This is a genomic window from Streptomyces thermovulgaris, from assembly GCF_002155915.1.
Taxonomy (GTDB): Bacteria; Actinomycetota; Actinomycetes; order Streptomycetales; family Streptomycetaceae; genus Streptomyces; species Streptomyces thermovulgaris.
On record NZ_MUME01000086.1, the window covers coordinates 13,437 to 32,714 of the forward strand.

At 71.5% G+C, this 19,278-nt stretch carries 18 protein-coding genes; 10 read left to right on the plus strand and 8 right to left on the minus strand.

What is annotated here, in order from left to right; genetic code table 11:
- Positions 1 to 52 precede the first annotated feature (52 nt).
- The 8 genes from CCN35_RS09415 to CCN35_RS09455 form a co-directional block, all read right to left on the minus strand.
- A complete protein-coding gene (locus CCN35_RS09415; protein WP_067397550.1) occupies positions 53 to 898 on the minus strand; it encodes a helix-turn-helix domain-containing protein in 846 nt (281 codons plus the stop codon).
- A 27-nt stretch (positions 899 to 925) separates the two neighbouring features.
- Positions 926 to 1,447 carry a DUF6879 family protein gene (locus tag CCN35_RS09420; protein ID WP_067397551.1) on the minus strand — a complete coding sequence of 174 codons (522 nt, stop codon included), beginning with the start codon at positions 1,445 to 1,447 and terminating at the stop codon, positions 926 to 928.
- Complete coding sequence (locus CCN35_RS09425; RefSeq protein ID WP_245863086.1) at positions 1,428 to 1,709, minus strand: hypothetical protein; 282 nt, start codon at positions 1,707 to 1,709, stop codon at positions 1,428 to 1,430. Before CCN35_RS09425 ends, CCN35_RS09420 begins: the two co-directional genes overlap by 20 nt.
- Positions 1,710 to 1,799: 90 nt before the next feature.
- Positions 1,800 to 2,372 (minus strand): hypothetical protein, encoded by a 573-nt coding sequence (locus CCN35_RS30190; protein ID WP_067397553.1) that lies wholly within the window; start codon positions 2,370 to 2,372, stop codon positions 1,800 to 1,802.
- Between the two features lie 56 nt (positions 2,373 to 2,428).
- A complete protein-coding gene (locus CCN35_RS09440; RefSeq protein WP_067397554.1) occupies positions 2,429 to 2,962 on the minus strand; it encodes an SRPBCC family protein in 534 nt (177 codons plus the stop codon).
- Positions 2,963 to 3,049: 87 nt separating this feature from the next.
- Complete coding sequence (locus CCN35_RS09445; protein WP_086792258.1) at positions 3,050 to 3,988, minus strand: ketopantoate reductase family protein; 939 nt, start codon at positions 3,986 to 3,988, stop codon at positions 3,050 to 3,052.
- Positions 3,989 to 4,166: 178 nt separating this feature from the next.
- Positions 4,167 to 4,946 (minus strand): alpha/beta fold hydrolase, encoded by a 780-nt coding sequence (locus tag CCN35_RS09450; RefSeq protein WP_086792268.1) that lies wholly within the window; start codon positions 4,944 to 4,946, stop codon positions 4,167 to 4,169.
- The gene (locus CCN35_RS09455) at positions 4,921 to 5,316 is read right to left on the minus strand and encodes a DUF427 domain-containing protein (protein WP_067397556.1); all 396 of its coding nucleotides are present in this window, start codon (positions 5,314 to 5,316) and stop codon (positions 4,921 to 4,923) included. The genes CCN35_RS09450 and CCN35_RS09455 overlap by 26 nt, the downstream gene beginning before the upstream one ends.
- Before the next feature lie 150 nt (positions 5,317 to 5,466).
- Between CCN35_RS09455 and CCN35_RS09460 the strand changes: the two genes are divergently transcribed.
- From CCN35_RS09460 to CCN35_RS09505, 10 genes are all read left to right on the plus strand, one after another.
- The gene (locus tag CCN35_RS09460; RefSeq protein WP_067397557.1) at positions 5,467 to 6,165 is read left to right on the plus strand and encodes an SDR family oxidoreductase; all 699 of its coding nucleotides are present in this window, start codon (positions 5,467 to 5,469) and stop codon (positions 6,163 to 6,165) included.
- A gap of 253 nt (positions 6,166 to 6,418) precedes the next feature.
- A complete protein-coding gene (locus CCN35_RS09465) occupies positions 6,419 to 7,426 on the plus strand; it encodes a methionine synthase (RefSeq protein WP_086792260.1) in 1,008 nt (335 codons plus the stop codon).
- 15 nt (positions 7,427 to 7,441) lie between these two features.
- Positions 7,442 to 9,637, plus strand: a complete 2,196-nt coding sequence (gene ligA / locus CCN35_RS09470; protein ID WP_086792262.1) for an NAD-dependent DNA ligase LigA — start codon at positions 7,442 to 7,444, stop codon at positions 9,635 to 9,637.
- 262 nt (positions 9,638 to 9,899) lie between these two features.
- Entirely contained in the window at positions 9,900 to 12,146 is a 2,247-nt protein-coding gene (locus CCN35_RS09475) for a putative bifunctional diguanylate cyclase/phosphodiesterase (protein WP_086792264.1), read from the plus strand.
- Between the two features lie 84 nt (positions 12,147 to 12,230).
- Entirely contained in the window at positions 12,231 to 12,527 is a 297-nt protein-coding gene (gene gatC, locus CCN35_RS09480) for an Asp-tRNA(Asn)/Glu-tRNA(Gln) amidotransferase subunit GatC (protein WP_006130840.1), read from the plus strand.
- Between the two features lie 6 nt (positions 12,528 to 12,533).
- Positions 12,534 to 14,027, plus strand: coding sequence for an Asp-tRNA(Asn)/Glu-tRNA(Gln) amidotransferase subunit GatA (gene gatA / locus CCN35_RS09485; RefSeq protein ID WP_067397561.1), 1,494 nt, complete (start codon positions 12,534 to 12,536; stop codon positions 14,025 to 14,027).
- On the plus strand, positions 14,024 to 14,266 hold the full coding sequence (locus tag CCN35_RS09490; RefSeq protein WP_067397562.1) for a hypothetical protein: 243 nt from the start codon (positions 14,024 to 14,026) through the stop codon (positions 14,264 to 14,266). Before gatA ends, CCN35_RS09490 begins: the two co-directional genes overlap by 4 nt.
- Before the next feature lie 16 nt (positions 14,267 to 14,282).
- Positions 14,283 to 15,797, plus strand: a complete 1,515-nt coding sequence (gene gatB, locus CCN35_RS09495) for an Asp-tRNA(Asn)/Glu-tRNA(Gln) amidotransferase subunit GatB (protein ID WP_086792266.1) — start codon at positions 14,283 to 14,285, stop codon at positions 15,795 to 15,797.
- A 453-nt stretch (positions 15,798 to 16,250) separates the two neighbouring features.
- Entirely contained in the window at positions 16,251 to 16,589 is a 339-nt protein-coding gene (locus CCN35_RS09500) for a hypothetical protein (RefSeq protein WP_067397572.1), read from the plus strand.
- Positions 16,590 to 16,788: 199 nt separating this feature from the next.
- Positions 16,789 to 19,023: an MMPL family transporter gene (locus tag CCN35_RS09505; protein ID WP_067397564.1), complete on the plus strand. Its 2,235-nt coding sequence runs from the start codon at positions 16,789 to 16,791 to the stop codon at positions 19,021 to 19,023.
- Positions 19,024 to 19,278: the final 255 nt, after the last annotated feature.

The window sequence follows — 19,278 nt, forward strand, 5'->3', positions numbered from 1 at the left end:
CTAAGGACGGGGCAAGTTGGGGGTCTACGAGATTGCACGAGATTGCAGATTTTCACCCGAGAGCGGTCATGGCTTCCAGGATCAGTGCACGAGCCTTGGCCCCGTAGACGGCCATCTTCGAGAAGCGTTCGAACGCACGAAGGTAGAGCGCGATCTCGCTCGGGCGGGTGATGATGATGTTGGCTGAGAGCGTCTCGACCTGCACCCGGGTGGTGTCGAACGTGAGGAAGCCTTCGAGCGTCCACATACGGCGGGGCGCCGTGCGGGGTATGACGCCGAGGGACACGCTCGGCAGGGCCATGACGGTCAGCAGGTAGCCGAGCTGCCCGGCCATTGTCTCGGCGTCGCCAAAGGGGAAGTACAGCACGTCCTCTTCGACGATCAGGGCGAATCGTTTCGAGGGGTCGTACAGCACCTTCGAGCGCTCGACTCGGGCAGCGGCGGCCTCGGCGGCGTCGTTGGGTGTCTCGAAAACGCCCGCGATGGTGCTCAGGAGAGCCTCGGCGTACCCCTGCGTCTGGAGCAGGCCCGGCACGACGTTCGAGCAGTACACGCGCATGTGCCGGGTCCGCTGGTACAGCGGCATGTCCGAGGTCTGGTTCCTGGTCATGCCCGTGCGCTGGAGGTGGCGCCATTCGCGGTACATCGAATCCGCGGTGCGCGAGGCCGAGATCAGGTCGGCGGCCTCGTCCTCGGCGCCGCACGCCCGGCACCACTCGCGGATGTCCTGGTCGGACGGGCGCGTATTCGCGTTCTCGATCCGGGACGCCTTCGAGGGGCTCCAGCCGCACCGGAACGCCAGGTCACGACCTGTCAGTCCAGCGTCCTGACGGATGTGCCTGAGCCGGTCTGCGACGGCTTTGCGGGCCTCTTGGACGCTGGAGGAGGGCGAGGTCATGGCGTGACGATACGGTGCGTGCGCGAGTCAGACCTGGAACTCCTCGTGGGGTGTGGCCCTGTCCCATACGGCGGCGAACGCCGACGCGCACAGGGCGACGACCGCCGGGTCCTCGCTCATCTCCGGTTCAACTGCCTGCCCGTCTCCGGAGAAGTGGTTGAAGCGGACAACGCGCTCGTCGATCAGCCAGAAGTCGTTCGCCGGCAGGGGGATGCCGAGGGCCTCGCGCCGGGGAAGCCAGCGGACCTCTTCGCCTGCCTCAATGTTCAGGGGCGTGAGCGCGTGCTCGTACTTGATGTAGTCCGTGACGGGCGTGGATACGATCCGGGCTCGGCGCACGGCGACCCCGCGCTTCGTGACGCTCTCGATGAGGTTCATCCACTCCGCCAGGGCCTGACGGCTGCTGTCGATGGTCCACTCCCCGGAGCGCCACAGGCGCACGTCCTCTTCCTCTTCGTCCACCGCGTACACGTCGCGCAGCTCCAGGTGGAGCGCGGTGTGCCGGGCGGAGGAGAGAAGCTCGTCGAAGCTAGGAACCTGCAAGGTCATCAAGGGCCTTCCTCAGAATCTCGGCCATGCGGCCGGGCACACGGATTACCCCCTCGGTGTCAAGCAGGGGGCTGTCCTGCTGGGTCCGTTTCTTTGTTGCCTCGTCAGCCTGCCATCCCTGAATGACGATCTCGTGCGTCGCGTCGTCCACCCAGACCGCGGGGCAGTTGCCGCCGCTGGACTCGGGATCGATACCGATGAACCGTAGAGCCAAGGAGACCTCACCAGTCGAGCGGGTTGCATGAGCTTGCACCAACTTCACCCCTGGAGAGGTGCGCGTCAAGTGTGCCGGGCAGGCCAAAAAAGCCCCTGATTCACAATCAGCATGGTTCAGAGATCGTGTAGTTGGCGATCAAGCGGCTGGGGTGAGGACGACCAGGAGAGGCCCTGCGGCCTTGTCCCAGTCCTGGCCGGTCTCGACGGCCGTCCTGCCGGTGCCTGCGATGCCGTCTTGGACGGGAGCGAGGAATTCGCGACGGAAGCGGGCCTGAGCGTCGGGGTTCATGCCGCTCATGGAGACGATTGCGCCGACCTTTGCGTTGAGGACCGTAGCCGCCTCGTCGAAGTTGTCGCCGGTCCACTCGTCCATGTGCTCGTCGGCCGACTCCACGAGGTCGGCCGGGTGGCCGCGTGCCTCAACCTCCTCGACGAGCTTGTCCAGCGTGGGGAAGGAGACGACGGCTGTGTTCCCGGAGGCGTCGTGGACGCAGGGCTCAACTGCGTAGCCCTGTGTCTTGAACTCCTCAGCCTTCGTGGCCTGCGCCGGATCGCCGGCCGGGCCCGGCGAGGCAGCCTCGGAGGCCGCCCGCCGGCCTTCGACCGCAACGTCTGCAAGCGCCGCAATGCCGTGGAATGTTGCTCCAACCGCTTGAAGCAGTGGTGCAGCATCGCGACGAGGTACGACAAGGCAGCCCAGTCCTGCCAAGCAGCCGTCACCCTCGCATCGCTCCTGATGCGGGCGTGGCACTCTGACTACAACTCTCAGGACCGGCGTTCCGCCGTCTCCTTGATCCCGGCCAGGGTGGCCTCCATGCCCTTGCCGAGTTCCTTGAGGCGGTAGGCGATGATCGCCTCCTCCTGGTCGGGGGAGCGGTCGATGTACGCGTTCAGGCCCGAGCGGCCGGGGCCGATCGTGACCGACTGGCGCAGAACGGTGCCCCCCTCCTGGGCCGGAGTGAGGGAGAAGGACCAGGTGGCCAGCCGGTCCGCCGGGTCCTCGGAGGCCTTGCCGAAGCGTCCGTCGAGGTCCAGCACGCACCAGGTGAGGGTGCGCTCCGGGACGACCTCCGTGAAGTGGGAGAGGGTCCGCCACTCGCCCGCGAGCGGATTCCGGTTGTGTCCGAGGTAACGGGCACCCGGCGCCGGCCGGTCGGCGCCGTCCTGCCACTCCACGCGCACCAGTTCGGGGCTCCACTCGGTCAGGGCCCCGACATCGGTGACGACGTCCCAGACCCGTGAGGGCTCCGCCGCGATGTGCACCTCGCGGTGTGTGCCGGGCCGGTCGGCGTAACGCATGGCTGCTCCCCGTGCGGGCGCGGTCGTGCGCCGCTCCCGCACGGGGAGTGTAGGGGCGTCAGTCCTTCGGAGAGCGGGTTGGATTGGTCACAGGGACGCCACTTCGGACACCAGCCGGGCGACCGTCGGTGCCGGAACGCCGTGCCGCTTCGCGGCGCGCAGCACGGCGCCGCCGATCGCGTCGAGCTCCAGGGCGCGGCCCGCCTCGGCGTCGCGCTGCATCGAGGACTTCGTCCCGGCGGGGAACGCGTCGTACATCGCCAGGGTCCGGTCGGGGTCGAGCGGTGCCCCGGCGGCGCGGCCGACGGCGGTGATCTCGTCGACCAGGGCGAGCAGCTCCTCGCGGTGGTCGGTGCGGACCGTGCCGACGGTGGCGCCGTAGCGGGTGGTGAGGAGGGCGAGGGGGGCGAGGAAGGCCAGCTTCCTCCAGAGGATGTCGGTCTCGGACTCGGCCAGGCGGGTGTGCAGGCCGGCGGACTCCAGCACGGCGGCCGGACCGGTGAGCGGACGCGCGGTCCTCCCGGCCAGGTCGATCTCGGCGAACGGGCTGCCGTGCTCGATGACACCGGGGGCGACACGGGTCGACTCGACGCGGATGACGCCCGCGGCCACCCGGTCCTCGCCGTAGCGGCGGCGCAGGGTGTCGAGGTGCTCGATGCCGTTGAGGAGGGGAAGGACGAGGCTGTCCGCGCCGAGCACGGCCGGCGGCACCCGGTCCAGCGCGGCATCCAGGGCGGTGTGCTTGACGGCCACCACGCACAGGTCGACCGGCTCCCGCAGAGCGGTGTCCGCCTCGACCGCGGCGGTGAAGTCCCCGAACCGGCCGCTGCGCACCCGTATCCCGCCCTCGTTCAGGGCCCGCACCGTCGTCTCCCCGGCCAGGCAGATCACCCGGTGCCCCGCCCGGGACAGCAGTGCGGCGAGCAGTCCGCCGACGCCGCCGGGACCGAGCACGGCCACAGTCCAGGGGCGGGAGCCGCCCTCGGCGGAAGCGGTGTCGACGGCGTCGTGAGCGGTGCTGGGCATGGCCGTGGTCGTCCCTTCAGTCGCGGTGCGGTTGCGGTCGCGGCGCGTCCCCGGCGGGCGGGGCCGCCGTCCCGGCGGGTGCCGGCGGCGGGCCTCGGCGCACGTCCGGCCCCGGCTCATCGTGCCGTGGACGAGGACCGTCGCACGAGCGGTTTCACGAACCGCTTCACCAACCGCCTCACGAGGTGAAGAACTCCGCCAGCACCGGTGCCAGCACCTCCGGTTCCACCGCGTGGGTCTGGCCCTCCAGGACGCGGTACGTCCCCTGGGGCACGGCCTGCGCGACCGCCCTGGCCGCCTCGCGCAGCCAGGCCGGGCTCGCACTGCCCGAGAGGGAGAGGACCGGCACGGTGATCGTGGCCAGCAGGTCGTGGGGGACCAGCCCGTCGCCCATCACGGCGTCGTCGTGGGCGAGGGTGGGGGCGAGCGACTCCATGCCGGGCCACAAGGGGGACTGGCGGGCGCTGGCGATCACCTCGGGGGCCAGACCGGTGCGCCGCAGGAACAGTTCCACCGCGTCACCGCGGCGGCCCTGGGCGAGCGCCTCGGTCAGGGCGGCGGTGTACTCCGCGCGCTCCTGTGCGCCGTCCTCGTGGACGGCGTACGGCGGCTCGTAGACGGCCACCTTGCGGACCGGAAGTCCGCTCGCCGCCGCTCTGAGGGCCAGCGCACCGCCGGAGGAGACCCCGTACAGCGCCGCTTCGCTGCCCACCGCGTCGAGCAGTGCGGCGAGGTCCTCCACCTCGCGCTCCACCGCGTACGGCGGCGTGTTCCCGCTCCCGCCACGGCCCCGGCGGTCGTAGACGACGGCCTCGCAGCGGTCCGCCAGCGCCGCCGCCAGCGGGGCCGCCGTGGCACCCGTCGACATCGCGCCGCTGACGAGGACGACCACCGGCCCCTGTCCGGTGCGGCGGTAGGCGAGGGGGGTGCCGTCACGCGAAACGGTCTGTTTGTCCATGCCGGTCATGCCAGTCACACTGCCACGCCCCGGCGGGCTCGTCCGGTTGCAACACCTCCACGTCGTAGAAGCACAGGTGGTCCTTGATCCCGGCGACCTCCGGCTTCGGGTCGGGGTACGCCCACACCGCGTCCGCCGCGTTCGGCAGGGACCAGTAGGACGCCGTGCCCTTGAAAGGGCAGTACGTGTGCGTGCCGGACGGCGTCAGCAGGTCGAGGCGTACGTCCTCGGCCGGCAGGTAGTACCGCGGGGGACAGCCCGTCTCGCGCAGCACCAGGGGACGGTTGCTCTCCGCGAGGACCTGACCGTCGTGCACCACGCGCACGTGCTCGCCGGTCCGGTCGATCGTGATCGTGTGTTCCTGGGCCATACCCGGACAGCGCCCGCGGGCCCCGGGTTCTTCCCGCCTCCGGCGTCCGCGGACGTGATGGCGCACCCGGAGGAGCCGCCGTGAAGGAGGCGGCGTACCCGGACATGGCCGACGGAGGCACCGAGCGGTCGCCGGCGCCGTGGTGCGAGCATGACGGGCATGGCTACTCATGTGATCACCGGGGCCGGTTCCGGCATCGGCGCGGCCGTGGCCCGCCGGCTGCACGCCCGCGGGGACGAACTCGTACTGCTCGCACGTGACGCGGGGCGCGCGAAGGAGCTGGCGGCCCGGTTCCCCGGCGCGCGGACCCTGGTCGGCGACCTGGCCGACCCCGACCGGCTGAGCTGGGCGTTCTCGCACCAGACGCTGCCCGACCGAGTGGACTCCCTGCTGCATGTCGCGGGTGTGGTCGACCTCGGCCAGGTCGGCGAGCTCACCCCGAAGACCTGGCGTCACCAGCTGGACGTCAACCTGATCGCCCCCGCCGAACTGACCCGGCTCTTCCTGCCCCAGCTGCGCGCCTCGCGCGGCCACGTGGTGTTCGTCAACTCGGGCGCGGGCCTGAACGCCCACGCCGGCTGGTCCGCGTACGCCGCCTCCAAGCACGGTCTGAAGGCCCTGGCCGACTCCCTGCGCCAGGAGGAGCACGCCAACGGCGTCCGGGTCACCTCCGTCTACCCGGGCCGCACCGCCAGCCCCATGCAGGCCAAGGTCCACCAGCAGGAGGGCAAGGAGTACGACCCGGACAGGTGGATCGACCCCGAGTCGGTCGCCACGACCATCCTCCTGGCCCTCGACCTGCCGAGGGACGCGGAGATCAACGATCTGACGGTCCGGCCGGGGCGGTGAGCGGGCCCCAGGACCCCGGGCCCCGGGACCCTGTGCGCCAGGCTCCCGCGGACCCGTAGGCCCGCAGGCCCGCAGCCCCGTACGTTCAGCCCCGTGGGCCCGTACACCAGCCCCAGCCCCCGTGGGCCCGTACGCCGGGACTCCCGCGTGCCCTGTGCGCCGGGACTCCCGTGGGCCCCGTGCGTGCGGACGCCCGCACGCACGGGGCCCGGGTCCTCCGCACGCCGGGCCCGGAGTTGCATAGGCTTCCCGGGTGAGTGAGAACAGCCAGTTCAGCTTCGGTGCGGCCACCGGCGTCGGGTCCATGCCCGGAGAGGACGTCCGGGAGGCCGTCAAGGTCGTCACCGGCACCTTCGAGGACTTCCCCTTCCTGCCCGAGCTGCCCGCGCGCGGCCCCGGTGCCGACATGATCGGGCGGACCGCCGGGATGCTCGTCGAGCTGTACGCGCGCGTGGAGCCCAGCGGCTGGCGGATCGGGGACCGGCCGGGGCGGGACACCAGGCGGGCGCGGTCCTGGCTCGGGGAGGACCTGGACGCCCTGGAGGAGTTCACCCAGGGGTACGAGGGCCTGCTCAAGGTGCAGGCGGTGGGGCCGTGGACGCTCGCCGCACGCCTGGAGCTCAAGAACGGCGAGGCGGTCCTCTCCGACCCCGGTGCCTGCCGGGACCTGGCGGCCTCGCTCGCCGAGGGGCTGCGGCTCCATCTCGCGGAGGTGCGCCGGCGCGTCCCCGGCGCCCGGCTGGTCCTCCAGCTCGACGAGCCGTCCCTGCCCGCCGTCCTGCACGGGCGGGTGAGGACCGCCAGCGGTTACCGGACCCACCGCGCCGTCGACCGGCAGGTGGCGGAGGCCGCGCTGCGGGACGTCGTCGGGGCGCACACCGAGGGCCCGGTCGTGGTGCACTCCTGCGCGCCGGAGGTCCCCGTCGCCCTGCTGCGCCGGGCCGGTGCCGCGGCGGTCTCCCTCGATCTGTCGCTCCTCACCGAGCGTGACGACGACGCGATCGGGGAGGCGGTGGAAGCGGGCACCCGGTTCTTCATGGGAGCCGTGCCGGGCACGGACGGCCCGTTGTCGGACCCTGCCGTTAGCGTCATGGGTGTCAGGACGCTGTGGCGCAGGCTGGGGCTGGAACCCGGGCTTCTCGCCGAGGCGGTCACGGTCACCCCGGCATGCGGACTCGCGGGCGCTTCCCCCGCCTACGCACGCCGGGCGCTCGCCCACTGCGTCCAGGCGGCGCGATCCCTGGCGGACAACCCAGAGTAACGGGAGGACAACACGGTGGCCGGCGACAAGCAGCAAGCGGAGACAGGGGTGCCCGCCGAGGCACGGGAGCGGCACGCGCAGCTCGCGGAGCAGGTCGAGGAGCACCGTTTCCGGTACTACGTCAAGGACGCCCCCGTCATCAGCGACGCCGAGTTCGACCAGCTCCTGCGCTCCCTGGAGCAGCTGGAGGAGGAGTATCCGGCGCTGCGCACGCCCGACTCGCCCACCCAGAAGGTCGCCGGGTCGTACAAGACGGAGTTCACCCCCGTCGAGCACCGCCAGCGGATGCTCTCGCTCGACAACACCTTCAACGACGACGACCTCGCCGCCTGGACCGAGCGCATCGCCAGGGAACTGGGCGACCAGGAGTACCACTTCCTGTGCGAGCTCAAGGTCGACGGACTCGCCGTCAACCTCACCTACGAGCACGGCCGGCTCACACGTGCGGCGACCCGCGGCGACGGCCGTACCGGTGAGGACATCACCCCCAACATCCGGACCATCGCGGAGATTCCGGACCGCCTGAAGGGCGACCGTGTCCCGGACCTCGTGGAGATCCGCGGCGAGGTCTACTTCCCGATGGAGAAGTTCGCGGAGCTCAACCGCCGTCTGGTCGAGGCCGGTGAGAAGCCGTTCGCCAACCCGCGCAACGCGGCGGCGGGTTCGGTGCGCCAGAAGGACCCGCGGGTCACCGCCTCCCGCCCGCTGCACATGGTGGTGCACGGCATCGGCGCCCTGGAGGGCTTCGAGGGCCTCACCCGCCTGTCGCAGGCCTATGAGCTGCTGCACTCCTGGGGCCTGCCCACGTCCCGGCACAACAGGGTGGTCGACGACCTGAAGGGTGTCCGGGAGTTCATCGCGTACTACGGCGAGCACCGGCACTCGGTGGAGCACGAGATCGACGGAGTGGTCGTCAAGCTCGACGAGATCCGCCTCCAGGGCCGGCTGGGCTCCACGGCGCGCGCACCGCGCTGGGCGATCGCGTACAAGTACCCGCCCGAGGAGGTCAACACCAAGCTGATCGACATCAAGGTGGGCGTCGGCCGCACCGGCCGGGTCACGCCGTACGCGCAGGTGGAACCGGTCAGGGTGGCCGGCTCCGAGGTGGAGTTCGCGACCCTGCACAACCAGGACGTCGTCAAGGCCAAGGGAGTGCTCATCGGCGACACGGTGGTGCTGCGCAAGGCCGGTGACGTCATCCCGGAGATCCTCGGCCCGGTCGTCGACCTGCGCGACGGCAGCGAGCGGGAGTTCGTCATGCCGACCCACTGCCCCGAGTGCGGTACGCCGCTGAAGGCCATGAAGGAGGGCGAGGTCGATCTGCGGTGCCCCAACGCCCGTACGTGCCCGGCCCAGTTGCGGGAGCGGGTCGCCTATCTCGCGGGCCGCGAGTGCCTGGACATCGAGCACTTCGGCGAGGTGGCGGCGGCCGCGCTCACCCGCCCGCTGGAGCCGGCCGACCCGCCGCTCGTCGACGAGGGCGACCTGTTCGACCTCACCGTGGAGAAGCTGCTGCCCATCAAGGCCTACGTCCTCGACCCGGACAGCGGGCTGCCCAAGCGCGACCCGAAGACGGGCGAGGAGAAGGTCGTCACCGTCTTCGCCAACCAGAAGGGCGAGCCGAAGAAGAACACCCTGGCGCTGCTGCGGAACATCGAGGAGGCCAAGAACCGGCCGCTGGCCCGCTTCCTGAACGGGCTTTCCATCCGTCATGTCGGACCGGTCGCCGCCCAGGCGCTGGCCCGTGAGTTCCGCTCCATCGACCGGATCGAGCAGGCGACCGAGGAGGAGCTGGCGAACACCGAGGGCGTGGGTCCGGTCATCGCCGCCGCGGTGAAGGAGTGGTTCGCCGAGGACTGGCACCGGGAGATCATCCGCAAGTGGAAGGCCGCCGGGGTCCGTCTGGAGGACGAGAACGGCGACGAGGACGAGGGCCCGCGTCCGCTCGAGGGCCTGACGGTCGTGGTCACCGGCACTCTCGAGAAGTTCACCCGGGACGGCGCCAAGGAGGCGCTGCAGAGCCGGGGAGCGAAGGTGACCGGTTCGGTGTCGAAGAAAACCTCTTTTGTGGTCGTGGGCGACAACCCCGGCTCCAAATATGACAAAGCGGTGCAACTCAAAGTACCGGTCCTGAACGAGGAAGGATTCGGCATCCTGTTGGAGCAGGGCCCGGACGCGGCGGCCGAAGTCGCACTCCCGACCGGCGAGTAGTGGTTGAAGGCCGCCCGTACGGTGCATACCAGATGCATACGGGTGGCCGGGGTGCATTCGGGCAACCGTCGGCGACCGCTGCCCGTGAAAGGCTTCCGCGGCCTACTGTTGGGGTTGTGCGCCTGCCGTGCCCAGCTGCGGTCGGGGCAGCCCCGTGCTCGTCATGGGCGCGTGGAAGGGTTTTCCAGAAGCGGTGCTGCCCCGAAGCCGTCGGACGGCGGACCGCATGGCGTGGGCACCGCCGGCTGTGAGAGGGACGGGAATGGAACCGACGGAGAGCGCCGCCCCGCACTCACGGCTGCGCCGGCGGGCCGGCACCTGGTGGGGGAGCAGGAGACGGACACCGGAGCGTCCGGGTGTGCGGGAGCGCACCGGGGGCGTGCCCGGGCAGTACGCCGCCGCCCAGCTCCGCCCCCGCACGCAGCCGGCCGCCGGACGCGCCTCCGGCCTTGCGGGCGCCGGGGCCGAACAGCACCGGCTCCGGCGCGTGTTGCCGGCGGCGGTCGTCACCGCGGCCGCCCTCGCCCTGGGCGCCGGATTCCTCGGGGCGGTCGACGGCGGTCACGCGCTCTTCCCGTCCGGCACCGTCGGCTGGTCCCTGGCCGTGCTCACCGGCGTGATCGTCGCCCATCTGGTCATGCTCGACCGGGCCCGCTGGTGGGTCGGCACCGGCTCCGGCGCCGTCCTCACCCTCGCCGTGCTGCTGCTCCACGGCTGGGTGCCCGCCGGTCTGGTCAGCCTCACCGTCGTCGTCCTGGTCGGCGTCGCCCGCCGCCACCGCTGGCGCCAGGGCGTGATGCACGGCGCGGTGGACGTCCTCGGCATCGGCGCCGGCGCCCTGGTGCTGGGCGCCTTCGGCCGTGTGCCGACCGTGGAGAGCCCGTGGGACCCGGACGGCTGGACCGTGTCCACCGCCCTGCAGATGGCGCTGGCCGCCGGCGCCTATCTCGCGGTCACCCGCGGCCTGCTGTGGGCCCTGCACGCCTCCCGCACCGCGGGAGTGCCCACCATCGCCCGCACCGCCCTGCTCAGACAGGGCCTGATCGCCGTCGCCCTGCTCGGCATCGCCCCGCTGGTCTGCGTGGTCGCCGCGGCCAAGCCCCTCCTGCTGCCCCTGTTCGCCGTCCCCCTCATCGCACTGGACTCCGCCCTGTGGATGGCCCGGCTCCGTGCCGAGGAGCAGCTGCGCGACCCGCTGACCGGGCTGCCCAACCGGCAGTGGCTGCTGGAGCGCATCTGGACCGCCCTGGACGAGGCCGACCGCGTCGACGCCCGGACCGCTCTGATGCTGATCGACCTCGACCGCTTCCGGTCGGTCAACGACACGCTGGGGCATCTCGCCGGGGACCGGCTGCTGCTGCAGATCGCCGACCGGCTGCGCCAGGCCCTGCCCCGCGGGGCGGAGGTCGCACGGCTCGGCGGCGACGAGTTCGCCGTTCTCCTGCCGGTCGCCGACTCCACGACCTCCGCGACCCGTGTCGCGCGCGCCCTGGTCACCGACCTCAGCTCCCCGCTCGACCTCGACGGACTCACCCTCGTCCTGGAGGCCAGCGCCGGGGTCGCGGTCTTCCCCGACCACGCCCTGGACGCCGAGGGCCTGCTGCGCCGGGCGGACGTGGCGATGTACCAGGCCAAGCGGGACCGTACGGGCGTGGAGGTCTACGAGTCCAAGCGGGACTCCAACACCCCCGACCGGCTGGGGCTGCTGGGCGATCTGCGCCGGGCCCTGGACGCCCACGAGGTCGAGCTGCACTACCAGCCCAAGGTCCGCTTCGACGGGCAGGTCGCGGGACTGGAGGCGCTGGTGCGCTGGGTGCACCCCGAGCGCGGGAAGGTGCCCCCGGACGAGTTCATAGCGATCGCCGAGTCCTCCGGGCTGATGCCCCATCTGACGGACTATGTGCTGGAGACCGCGCTGGAGCAGGTCGCCCAGTGGCGGGCACGGGGTCTGAACGTGCCGGTCGCGGTCAACGTCTCCCCGCGCGATGTGCACGTCCCCGGCTTCGCCGGCTCGGTGGCCGCCCGGCTGGCCCGGCACGGCGTCCCGGCGGGCGCGCTGCAGCTGGAGATCACCGAGCACGTCCTGCTGGAGGACCCCCAGCGGGCCGCCGACACCCTGCACGCCCTGACCGGGCACGGGGTGCGGATGTCGCTGGACGACTTCGGCACCGGGTACTCCTCGCTGGTGCACCTGCGGCGGCTGCCGGTGAGCGAGCTGAAGATCGACCGCTCGTTCGTGGCCCGGCTCGCCCTGGACGCCGAGGACGCCGAGATCGTGCGCTGCACCGTCGACCTCGCGCACTCCCTCGGCCTGCTCGTCGTCGCGGAGGGCGTCGAGGACGACGAGACCTGGGAGCGGCTGCGCGACCTGGGCTGCGACGCCGTGCAGGGCTGGCTCGTCGCCGCCGCGATGCCCGCGGAGGAGACCACGGCCTGGCTGCGGGCCCGGGAGTCGCGCGGCCGGGTGCGCCCCGCCGCCGCGCTGCCCGCGGCGGCGAGCGACGAGTGACCTCCGCCGGTGTTTCACGGTCACCGGACCGTGCCCCATAGGATTGGGCCCAAACCGCACACACTCACCCCAGAGGAACGCTGCATGCCTGGCATCACGCGCGAGGAGGTCGCCCACCTCGCCCGGCTGGCGCGTCTGGAGCTGAAGCCCGAAGAGCTCGACCACTTCGCAGGCCAGCTGGACGACATCATCGGCGCGGTGGCCCGCGTCAGTGAGGTCGCCGACCAAGACGTACCGCCGACCTCCCACCCGCTGCCGCTGACCAACGTCATGCGCGCGGACGAGGTCCGTCCGTCGCTCACCCCCGAGCAGGCGCTCTCCGGAGCCCCGGCCCAGGAGCAGCAGCGTTTCAAGGTGCCGCAGATCCTGGGGGAGGAGTAAGCCGTCATGACGGACATCATCAGGCTCACCGCCGCCGAGATCGCCGAGAAGATCGCTTCCGGTGAGCTCACGGCCGTCGAGGTCACCGAGGCCCACCTCGCCCGGATCGACGCCGTCGACGAGAAGGTGCACGCCTTCCTGCACGTCGACCGCGAGGGCGCCCTCGCCCAGGCCCGCGCCGTCGACGACAAGCGCGAGCGGGGCGAGAAGCTCGGCCCGCTGGCCGGCGTCCCCCTCGCGCTGAAGGACATCTTCACCACCGAGGGCGTGCCGACCACCGTCGGCTCCAGGATGCTCGAGGGCTGGATCCCGCCGTACGACGCGACCCTCACCAAGCGGCTCAAGGCCGCCGGCGTCGTCATCCTCGGCAAGACCAACATGGACGAGTTCGCCATGGGCTCGTCGACGGAGAACAGCGCCTACGGCCCGACCGGCAACCCCTGGGACCTCACCCGGGTCCCCGGCGGCTCCGGCGGCGGCTCCTCCGCCGCGCTCGCCTCCTTCCAGGCGCCGCTCGCCATCGGCACCGACACCGGCGGCTCCATCCGCCAGCCGGCCGCCGTCACCGGCACGGTCGGCGTGAAGCCGACGTACGGCGCGGTCTCCCGCTACGGCATGGTCGCCTTCTCCTCCTCCCTCGACCAGGGCGGCCCCTGCGCCCGTACGGTCCTGGACGCGGCCCTGCTGCACGAGGTGATCGCCGGGCACGACCCGATGGACTCCACCTCCATCGACGAGCCGGTCCCGCCGGTCGTCGAGGCCGCCCGCAACGGCAGCGTCGCGGGCATGCGCATCGGCGTGGTCAAGCAGTTCCGCGGCGAGGGCTACCAGGCCGGCGTCCTGCAGCGCTTCGACGAGGCCGTGGAACTGATCAAGGAGCTGGGCGCCGAGATCGTCGAGCTGGACTGCCCGTCCTTCGACCTGGCCCTGTCGGCGTACTACCTGATCGCGCCCTCCGAGTGCTCCTCCAACCTGGCCCGCTTCGACGGCCTGCGCTACGGCCTGCGCAGCGGCGACAACGGCAGCCGCTCCGCGGAGGAGGTCACCTCCCTCACCCGCGAGGAGGGCTTCGGCCCCGAGGTCAAGCGCCGCATCATGCTCGGCACGTACGCGCTCAGCTCCGGCTACTACGACGCGTACTACGGCAGCGCGCAGAAGGTCCGCACCCTCATCAAGCGGGACTTCGACAAGGCGTTCGAGCAGGTCGACGTGATCGTCTCCCCGACGACCCCGACCACCGCCTTCCCGATCGGCGAGCGCGCCGACGACCCGATGGCGATGTACCTCGCGGACCTGTGCACCATCCCGGCCAACCTGGCGGGCAACGCGGCCATGTCCCTGCCCTGCGGTCTCGCACCGGAGGACAACCTCCCGGTCGGCCTGCAGATCATCGCTCCGGTGATGAAGGACGACCGCCTGTACAAGGCGGGTGCCGCCGTGGAGGCCGCCTTCGTGCAAAAGTGGGGGCACCCGCTGCTCGAGGAGGCTCCGTCGTTGTGAGCAAGGCACTGCAGAAGGCCAAGGGCTTCAAGAAGTCCAAGTCCGGTACGTATCTGTCCATGGCCGCCACCGCATTCGGCGCGATCAGTGTCGTCAAGCAGATCAGGAAGGCCCGCGCCGAGCACGACACGCTGCGCCTGATCGACGCCACCGTGTCCGCCGCCTCGATCGTCACCGGCCTCGCCATCCTCTACCGCGAGCTGAAGCGGCTGGGCGACGACGACGTCCTGCTGGGCTGAGAGGGAAGTTTTCACCGTGACCACCACGACCGACCTGGTGTCGTACGAGGAAGCGCTGGCGTCGTACGACCCCGTCATGGGCCTCGAGGTCCATGTCGAACTCGGCACCAAGACCAAGATGTTCTGCGGGTGTTCGACCGCGCTCGGCGCCGAGCCGAACACCCAGACCTGCCCGGTCTGCCTCGGCCTGCCCGGCGCACTCCCGGTCGTCAACGCGACCGGCGTGGAGTACGCCATCCGGATCGGCCTCGCGCTGAACTGCGAGATCGCGGAGTGGTGCCGCTTCGCCCGGAAGAACTACTTCTATCCGGACATGCCGAAGAACTTCCAGACCTCCCAGTACGACGAGCCGATCGCCTACAACGGCTACCTCGACGTACAGCTGGAGGACGGCGAGATCTTCCGCGTGGAGATCGAGCGGGCCCACATGGAGGAGGACACCGGCAAGTCGACGCACATCGGCGGCGCCACCGGCCGTATCCACGGCGCGGCCTACTCCCTGCTGGACTACAACCGCGCCGGCATCCCGCTCATCGAGATCGTCACCAAGCCGATCACCGGCGCCGGCGACCGCGCCCCCGAGGTCGCCAAGGCGTACGTCCGTGAGCTGCGCGAACTCATCCGGGCGCTCGGCGTGTCCGAGGCCCGCATGGAGATGGGCCAGATGCGCTGCGACGTGAACCTGTCGCTGCGGCCCAAGGGCACGGACGCGTTCGGCACGCGCTCGGAGACGAAGAACGTCAACTCGCTCCGGTCCGTGGAGCGCGCGGTCCGGTACGAGATCCAGCGTCACGCCGCCGTCCTGAGCAGCGGCGGCACGGTGGTCCAGGAGACCCGCCACTTCCACGAGGACACGGGGACGACGACCTCGGGCCGGACCAAGGAGGAGGCCGAGGACTACCGGTACTTCCCCGAGCCGGACCTGGTTCCGGTGGCCCCGCCGCGCGAGTGGGTCGAGGAGATCCGTGCCGCGCTGCCCGAGCTGCCGCTGGCCCGCCGTACCCGGCTCCTGGCGGAGTGGGGCATCTCGACCACCGACATGCAGGCGATCCTCAACGCCGGCGCCCTGGACCTGATCGCCGCCACGATCGAGGCCGGCGCGGACGTCGCCTCCGCCCGCAAGTGGTGGATGGGCGAACTCGCCCGTGCCGCCAACGAGTCGGGCAAGGCCCTGGACGAGCTGCCGATCACCCCCGCCCAGGTGGCCCGGATCACCGAGCTGGTCGCCAAGGGAGACCTGAACGACAAGCTGGCCCGCCAGGTCATCGAGGGCGTTCTCGCCGGTGAGGGCGGCCCGGACGAGGTCGTCGAGAAGCGCGGCCTGAAGGTCGTCTCCGACGAGGGCGCGCTGAACGCCGCCGTCGACGAGGCCATCGCCGGCAACCAGGCCATCGTGGACAAGATCCGCGGCGGCAAGGTCGCCGCGGTCGGCGCCCTGGTCGGCGCGGTCATGAAGGCCACCCGCGGCCAGGCCGACGCGGCACGCGTCAAGGAGCTGCTCCTGGAGAAGCTGGGCGTCGGCGAAGGCTGAGCCGGCCCCGCACACCGCGCACGGGGGTGCACCGGGTCCGGTGCACCCCTTCGTCATGCGCACGAGCAGCCCCCTTCGCCGCTCCGCTGCGCCTCCAAGGCCGCCACCACACAGGCGCTGCCGCGGGGGCAGCGGGGAGGGCAGGGCGGTCGGCGAGATCGTTCATCGCTCCTGCTCGGCAGCCGGTGCGAACCCCCTCACCGGGCCGGTGTGCCGGAGGCGCTACGCTCCCGCGCCATGAGTGGACGCGCCGATTCCGATACGCACCCCGAGATAACCGAGGCCGACGACGTCCAGGCCGCCGCGGTGCGGGCGGTACGGGACGACGCCGACGAGCAGGGGAAGCACACCAAGGGCACCGCCGGGAACGACACCGGCACCGACGCCGGGAACGACGCGGGCGCCGACGCGGGCAACGACACCGAGACCGACGACACGGACGACGCCGACGCCATTGACAGCACAGACAGCACAGGCGACACGGGCAACGCGGACAACGCAAGCGACACGGACGACGCAGACGACATCGCGGACGAGGACCTCGCGCAGGTCGCCCGTCGCGCCCGCTGGACCGCGACCGGCTCCGGTGCGCTGCTGACGTTCGCCGGACTCGCCGCGGCGCTGCTGCGACTGGCCCGTCCGGCCCCCGCGCTCGTCCCGGCCGCCTACGCCACCGGCGCCGGCGTCTGCGCCGTCGCGGCCTTCCTCGGCTCCCGCGGACGTACCCGGCGAGCGCTGTGGCTGATGATCGCCGGGGTGATGGTGATGGCGCTCGGCGATCAGTTCGACTGAGTGGTTTGAGCAGCTATGGGGCGGTTGAACCCCCTGTGAATTGAGTCGCACTTGTGCGCAGAGGGCCGCTCGCGCCTCAAACGATCACTTTTGCCTGCAAGAGTGTATTCGGATTGCTCATGCGTTCTTTGCGGGCCGTTTCCTTCCTGGACGACTGTTCCCGGTCAAAGATCCGCATTGTCACCCTGGGAGCACGTTTGTGGCAGCCCTAGCACGCTGGTGTGTCCGGCACCGTCTCGCCGTCGTACTGCTCTGGCTCCTCGCTCTCGGCGGCGTCACCACGGCTGCCGCCGTCGCCGGTCCGGCGTACTCCAACGACTACGAGGTCCCCGGCACCGAATCGGGCCGCGCCGTCCGGCTGCTCCAGGAGGGCTTCCCGGGACTCGGCGGCGACAGCGACACCATCGTCTGGCACACCCCGGACGGCACCGTGCGCGACCCCGACGTCGAGCAGACGATGAGCCGCACGCTGGACCGCATAGCCGCCCTGCCCCAGGTGGCCTCCGTGACCAGCCCGTACAAGAGCCAGGGCCAGGACGCGCAGCGGATCAGCCGCGACGGGCGCACCGCGTACGCCACGGTCACCTTCACCGACGAGGCCCGGGACATCACCAGGGCCGAGGCCCAGGCCGTGGTCACGGCCGCCAAGGCCGCCGAGACCGCCGAGCTCCAGGTGGAGCTCGGCGGCAGTGTGATCGGGGTCACCAAGACCTCCGGCGGGCACAGCGCCGAGATCGTCGGCGTGGCCGTGGCCGGGGTGGTGCTCCTGCTCGCGTTCGGCTCGCTCGCCGCCTCCCTGCTGCCCATCGCCACCGCCCTGGTGAGCGTCGGCACCGCCCACGCCGCCATCGGACTCCTCGGCCACGCCATGACGGTCGCCGACTTCGCGCCCATGCTGGGCATGCTGATCGGGCTCGGCGTCGGCATCGACTACGCGCTGTTCATCGTCACCCGGCACCGCAGCGGACTGAAACGCGGACTCGGCACCACCGAGGCGGCCACGAACGCCGTCGCCACCACGGGACGGGCCGTCGTCTTCGCGGGTGCCACCGTGTGCATCGCCCTGCTCGGCATGCTGATCCTGCGGCTCGGCTTCCTCAACGGCGTGGCGGTCGCCGCCTCGGTGACCGTGCTCCTGACCGTCGCGGCCTCGGTGACGTTGCTGCCCGCCCTGCTGTCCTTCATCGGCCCGCGCGCCCTGAGCCGGCGCGAGCGGCGCCGGCTGGCCGAGCACGGCCCCCAGCCCGAGCTGCCCACCGGGTTCGCCGCCCGCTGGTCGGCCTTCGTCGAACGCCACCCCAAGCTGCTCGGCGCCGTCGCCCTCGCCGTCGTCACCGTGCTCGCCCTGCCCACGCTCTCCCTTCGCCTGGGCTCCTCCGACCAGGGCAACGACCCCAGCACGGCCACCACCCGGAAGGCGTACGACCTCATGGCCGAGGGCTTCGGTCCCGGCATCAACGGGCCGCTCACGCTGGTGACCCGTGTGCACGGGGCCGAGGCCAAGCTCGCCCTCGGCAACCTTGACGACACCCTGCGCACCACCGAGGGCGTCGCCGCGGTGACCCCGGCGACCTACAACACCGGCGGCACCATCGCCTACCTGACCGTCGTCCCCGACTCCGCGCCCCAGGCGCAGCGCACCAGCGAGCTCGTCGACCGGCTGCGCACCGAGGTGCTGCCGCGCGCCCAGACCGGCACCTCGCTCGACCTGCACGTCGGCGGGGTCACCGCCGGACACGACGACTTCGCCGAGGCGATCACCGACCGGCTGCCGCTGTTCGTGGGCGTGGTCGTCGGCCTCGGCTGCGCACTGCTGCTGCTCGCCTTCCGGTCCCTCGGCGTCCCCCTGAAGGCCGCCGCGATGAACATCGCTGCCGTCGCCGCCGCCTTCGGGGTCGTCGTCATGATCTTCCAGTGGGGCTGGGGCAGCGAGTTCCTGGGCCTCGGCCGGGCCGGGCCCATCGAACCCTTCCTCCCCGTGATCATGGTCTCGGTGCTCTTCGGGCTGTCCATGGACTACCAGGTCTTCCTGGTCAGCCGGATGTACGAGGAGTGGCGGGAGACCGGCGACAACCGGCGGGCCGTCCGCGTCGGCCTCGCCGAGACCGGCCGGGTGATCAACTCCGCCGCGGTCATCATGATCTCGGTCTTCCTCGCCTTCGTGCTCGGCGGCGACCGGGTGATCGCCATGTTCGGCATCGCGCTCGCCGCCGCCGTCGCCCTGGACGCGTTCGTGCTGCGCACCCTGCTCGTGCCCGCCCTGATGCACCTGCTCGGCCGCGCCAACTGGTGGCTGCCGCGCTCACTGGACCGGGTGCTGCCCCGGTTCAGCATCGAACCGCCCGAGTGCCGCGCCGGTCAGGAGAGGCTCAGCGGCGCGGTGGAGGAACTGGCGAGGGAACAGCGGCCGGACGTACGCGACGTCCCCGGGTGACGACGAAGCCGGACCAAGATCGCCGGACCCCCGGCACACCGCGGATTTCCCCGCGCACCCGACCGGGGGCGCGCGTTCCTCACTGTCGGAACGTCAACGGCCGCGATCTGTTACATCCCAGTGCACTGCGCCCCCGAGCCGGGGGAAACTCGGGGACGCAGTAAGGAGCGGGTCAGGTAACTACAACGTGGCTCTCCAAGACCCGCGGGTGAGAGTAGCCGTGCCGTAGGGTGATGACCTGGTCCCCTGAGACTG